The organism is Aeromicrobium sp., assembly GCF_049586495.1.
Taxonomy (GTDB): Bacteria; Actinomycetota; Actinomycetes; order Propionibacteriales; family Nocardioidaceae; genus Aeromicrobium.
In genome coordinates, this window is the sequence record NZ_JBAVCB010000093.1 from 1 (window position 1) to 4,534 (window position 4,534).

Here is a 4,534-nt window from a genome sequence, read left to right on the forward strand (position 1 = left end):
TTGTACCAGTTCAGGATCGAGTCCATGGAATCCTCCACCGCGAGGATGAAGCAGGCGCTGACCTGCTGGGGGCTGGACGTGCCGACGTTGAACCACACGGGGCTGTTGAAGCTGAACACCTGGTGCAACAGCATGTGGGTGAGCTCGTGCTCGAAGATCTCCGCGTCGTCCTCGGTGGCGAAGTAGCCAAACTCCTTGCCGGCCGCGGTGTAGGTGAGCACCACGCGGTCCAGCAGCTGCTTGAGGCTCTGCTCGCGCTCGGGGGCGCCCACGGCGCCGCGGAAGTATTTGGTGGTGACGATGGTGGAGGCGTTGACGCTCCAGAAATCGGGAAACTCCACTCCGCGCTGCTCAAAGACGTTCTCGCCGGTCTTCCAGTTGGTCTGCACGACGTCGCGACGCTCCCAGGTGACGTTGTCATACGGGTGCACCCCCGGCGTGGTGAAGACACGCTTCATGGCCACACCTGTGGCGCGTGCTGCGTGCGCCGGGCCGTTGCCGGCCGGCGTGCTGGTGGTGGGCTCGGACCCGTTGTTGGGTCCGCTGACCGTTTTCGTCATGACTGGTGCTCCTGTGCGGTGGTGGGGGTGGTGTCCAGCGGTGGTGCTCAGCGGGTGGTGCGGGCGTGCTCTTCGGCCAGCTCACCGTCGGCGGTGGCCGACATCAACATGGCGATCTCGGCGGCGAAGTCGTCGGCAGACTCGAACGCCTTGTAGACGCTCGCGAACCGCAGGTAGGCCACTTCGTCCAAACTTCTGAGCGGTTCGAGGATGGCGAGGCCCACCTGGTGGGCCTCGATCTCGGCTGCTCCGGACTCGCGCAAGGTGTCCTCGACCTGCTGGCCGAGGCGGGCCAAGTCGTCGGCGGACACGGGCCGGCCCTTGCACGCCTTGGCCACACCCGCGATGGCTTTGTCGCGGGTGAAGGGCTCGGTGGCGCCACTGCGCTTGAGCACCATGAGCTGCATCTGCTCGATGGTGGTGAAACGCTTCTCGCACGAGGAGCAACTACGACGACGACGGATGGACCCGCCTTCGTCGGCGACGCGGCTGTCGAGCACCTTGGTGTCAGTGTTCTTGCAGAACGGGCAGTGCATCGCGGATTGCTCCTCTCGAGCGAAGTTGGGGACGAGGCTGTGGACGACGTGTGGATTCTGGGCGATTTCAGTGGGTAACCCCCACCATCCTGTGTAACAAGATGTGGAAAACTACACGGGTGTAACTACTAGATGTAGTGCCACTGTACGCCTCGGTGCGTGAGGCGTGCAACATCTTTCAGCACACTGCTGACACTTTTTTGCCGCCGGTGCATTGCTGCAGGTCAGACGCTCCAAAGCATTCAGAAGCCCCACCAACTCATGCGTGTCGTGGGGTGGTGGAGCCAGCATTCGTGTGTGAAATAACGCCTTTCTGGGTACACGAAAGACATGGCTACTTCCACCCCGAAATTCACGATTCCCGGACTGACCAACGATGAGGGCGCCAAGCTCGCGAGCATCCTGCAGGGCCGCCTCAACGCCCTGATCGATCTGCATCTGACGCTGAAGCACGTGCACTGGAATGTTGTGGGGCCGCACTTCATCGCGGTGCACGAAATGATCGACCCGCACGTCGACGAGGTCATCGCGATGGTCGACGAGACCGCCGAGCGCATCGCGACGCTGGGCACCTCCCCCATGGGAACGCCCGGTGCGGTGGTCAAGGGCCGCACGTGGGACGACTACTCCCTGGCCCGCGCCACGACCAACGAACACCTCGGCGCGCTCGACGAGGTCTACGCCAATCTGCTGGAGGATCACCGCAAGGCGCAGGCCGAGGTGTCCGACCTCGACCCGGTGACCGAGGACATGATCATCAGCCAGCAGAGCCAGCTCGAGCTGTTCCACTGGTTCATCCGGGCCCACCTGGAGAGCACCGGTGGTCAGCTCTCCACCGCCGGCGCCGGATCAGAGGAAGAGGCCGCAAGCGCCGCGAGCGACGCCGCTGCCGCCACTGACTGACCTCTCTCAGTCCAGCCCCGGCCCGTTGCGCACGGGCCGGGGCTTCGCGGGTCGGACGACCTGTACCTCCACGATGCAGTGCCGCCAGCGGCGCAGGCGAGTTGTCGGTCCCGGGTCACCAGCGATGAGCTACGTCAGGTCGACACCCAAGTAGTCCAGCGCAGAGTCGACCAGATCATGGGCGCGATTGCGGCTGCTCGCCGCATGGTCGCGGGCCTGCTGAACAAGGTCCTTGGCGTCGACCTCGGTGTTGCCGTAGTACGCCTCGCGCACCCACCGCTGAAACGTCGGGGCCGTGACCTCCGGGTGAAACTGCCACGCGATGGCGCGAGCGCCGAAGGTGTCGTCGACGAAGCACTGTGGGCCACGCCACGAGGTGCCAAGGACCCTTGACGTGGGACCAGGCGAGAACACGTCGCTGTGCATCTGAGCCCACGGGCCCTCGGGGCACAGCCGGTGGTCGGTGGTGTCGACTCGCTGCCAGCCGAGCTCGGGCTCGTCGGCCCGGTACGACGTGCCGCCGAACGCTCTGGCCATCAACTGCGCGCCGTAACAGATGCCCATGACGGGCACACCCTGCGAGAGCGCGTGGCGGACGAGGACCGATTCCGCCGCCACGACGTCGCGGTGCTCGCGGTCGTGGGCGGCACGATTCGAACCGAGCAGCAAGATCACGTCCGGGCGCTCGATGTCGGCAAAGGCCGGCAGGTTGTCGCGGTCGTGATCGACGAAGGTGGCACCGAGCGCAACCAGGCGTTCGGTGAAGTATCCGCCCTCGGGATCGTCGACATCAGCCACCACATGTACCTGCATGCGCCCAGTGTGGCACCCCTGTTCGACCCTCCGAGCAGGGCTGTTCGTCGCGTAGCCATGGGACCCTTGCGATGGTCTCGCCTCGGTCACTGGCGCTCCCTCACGCTCCTCGCAGAACTCGTCGCTGGCGCACAGACTGTTCGCCAGGGAGCGAAGCCCGAGGCGAACCACAGCCGAAAGGCTCGAGTGGGATTGGCTCGGTCGCTGGCGCTCCCTCACGCTCCTCGCAGGGCTCGTCGCTGGCGAACGGGCTGTTCGCCGGACATGACAACGCCCGCGGAACCCCTTCCCCAAGGTGCGCCGCGGGCGTCGACGAGTGGCTCAGCGGTAGATCGGGACTGCGATCTCCGAACCGAGCTGCAGCGCAGAAGCGCTTGGCAGCGAGTTGAGGCGGACGATCTGATCGACCGTGCTGCGGATGTCACCGTGGGGATTGGCTTCGGCAGCGATGTGCCACAGCGTCTGGCCGGCGGTGACCTGCACGGTGCGGGTGGCCGGAGCGGCGCCAGCCTCACCCGAGGCGATGCCGGCCGAGCCGAAGGCAATGACCAACACGGCGATGACGGCCAACGCGGCGGCGAGAACGACGACCTTGCCGCGGCGAGTGAGCCGCAGGACCGGCGGGGCGAAGCTGGTGGTGATGGCAATGGTGCTCATGGTGGCCTCCAAAGGGGAAGTGAGGAAGTTGGTGCGTCCGACCGACGCCGTCCGATGTCATCCGAAACGGGGAACCGATCTGGCGAACAAGCGTTCGATCGAACACGTGTACGACACTAGGGGGCACCTCGGACAAAAGCACGCATCATTCGAACATTTCTTCGAACGGTGTCCTCGAAACCGATATTTCTCCCTGCCATCCCAGGCGAAAAGATTTTCGACACGCGCGCCGCTGTGCCGGCACGTCGTTCCCCCGATAGCGTCGAGGCGATGAAGCCGACGATCAGCCTGGTTCGCACTGCGTGGTCGCACGCCTCCGCACGAAACGCTCCCCTGCTGGCCGCTGGCGTCGCGTTCTACGCGTTCTTGTCGCTGTTCCCAGCCATGATCGCGTCGGTGCTGATGTACGGATTGGTGACCTCGCCCGCCACCGTGGCTCGCCAGTCACAACAGATCACCGACGCCCTGCCGTCCGATGCCGCGTCGGTCATCACCGGTCAGATGGACTCGCTCACCCAGTCGTCGGGCGGCTCCTTGGGTGTCGGCCTGGTGTTTGCCTTCCTGCTCGCTATCTACGGCGCCTCCGGCGGTGTCGGCAACCTGCTCACGGCGCTGAACACCATGTTCGGCGGGCACAGCGACCGCAACTTCGTCAGCACCAAGCTGCTGGCACTAAGACTCACGGCCGGTGGGGTGCTGTTCGCTCTGGTGATCATCGTGCTGGTGGCGGCGGCGCCTGCGGTCTTCGACGCATTGGACCTTTCCGGCTTCGCTCGCCTTGGTCTGGAGGTCGGCCGCTGGTTGGTGCTGCTCGGCGCGATCCTGGCCGGCATCACCGTGCTGTTCCGCAACGCAGATCATCCCGCGGATGACCGGCCCCAGCAGGACCGCCGGTTGAAGGTGGGCGTGTTCGTGGCCGGAGGACTGTGGCTGGTCGCCTCCCTTGGCTTCAGCCTCTACGTCGACAACTTCGGCAGCTACGGCAAGACGTACGGGGCCTTGGCCGGCGTTGTCGTCCTGCTGTTGTGGCTGTGGGTCAGCATGTTCGCCCTCTTGCTGGGGGCC

Annotated in this window: 5 protein-coding genes and 1 pseudogene; 2 read left to right on the forward strand and 4 right to left on the reverse strand. The window is 65.3% G+C overall.

Features of this window, described 5'->3' with window-relative positions; all coding sequences use genetic code 11:
- Both WB508_RS05255 and nrdR read right to left on the reverse strand, forming a co-directional pair.
- A pseudogene (locus WB508_RS05255) lies at positions 1 to 458 on the reverse strand (vitamin B12-dependent ribonucleotide reductase); the annotation flags it as partial.
- 149 nt (positions 459 to 607) lie between these two features.
- Positions 608 to 1,096: a transcriptional regulator NrdR gene (gene nrdR / locus WB508_RS05260; protein ID WP_423843829.1), complete on the reverse strand. Its 489-nt coding sequence runs from the start codon at positions 1,094 to 1,096 to the stop codon at positions 608 to 610.
- Positions 1,097 to 1,426: 330 nt separating this feature from the next.
- On the opposite strand from nrdR, the gene WB508_RS05265 reads away from it, so the two are divergent.
- The gene (locus tag WB508_RS05265) at positions 1,427 to 1,999 is read left to right on the forward strand and encodes a Dps family protein (RefSeq protein ID WP_423843830.1); all 573 of its coding nucleotides are present in this window, start codon (positions 1,427 to 1,429) and stop codon (positions 1,997 to 1,999) included.
- 129 nt (positions 2,000 to 2,128) lie between these two features.
- Here WB508_RS05265 and WB508_RS05270 read toward each other — a convergent pair whose 3' ends face one another.
- Both WB508_RS05270 and WB508_RS05275 read right to left on the reverse strand, forming a co-directional pair.
- A complete protein-coding gene (locus WB508_RS05270; RefSeq protein ID WP_423843831.1) occupies positions 2,129 to 2,812 on the reverse strand; it encodes a type 1 glutamine amidotransferase in 684 nt (227 codons plus the stop codon).
- Between the two features lie 321 nt (positions 2,813 to 3,133).
- On the reverse strand, positions 3,134 to 3,469 hold the full coding sequence (locus tag WB508_RS05275; RefSeq protein WP_423843832.1) for a LysM peptidoglycan-binding domain-containing protein: 336 nt from the start codon (positions 3,467 to 3,469) through the stop codon (positions 3,134 to 3,136).
- A gap of 270 nt (positions 3,470 to 3,739) precedes the next feature.
- Here WB508_RS05275 and WB508_RS05280 point away from each other — a divergent pair.
- Positions 3,740 to 4,534, forward strand: a 795-nt coding sequence (locus WB508_RS05280) for a YihY/virulence factor BrkB family protein (protein ID WP_423843833.1), incomplete at its 3' end; no start/stop codon positions are given.

Excerpts from the sequence above, each read along its gene's own strand:
- nrdR (WP_423843829.1), bottom strand. The coding sequence starts at position 1,096 with ATGCACTGCCCGTTCTGCAAGAACACTGACACCAAGGTGCTCGACAGC.
- WB508_RS05265 (WP_423843830.1), top strand. The coding sequence starts at position 1,427 with ATGGCTACTTCCACCCCGAAATTCACGATTCCCGGACTGACCAACGAT.
- WB508_RS05270 (WP_423843831.1), bottom strand. The coding sequence starts at position 2,812 with ATGCAGGTACATGTGGTGGCTGATGTCGACGATCCCGAGGGCGGATAC.
- WB508_RS05275 (WP_423843832.1), bottom strand. The coding sequence starts at position 3,469 with ATGAGCACCATTGCCATCACCACCAGCTTCGCCCCGCCGGTCCTGCGG.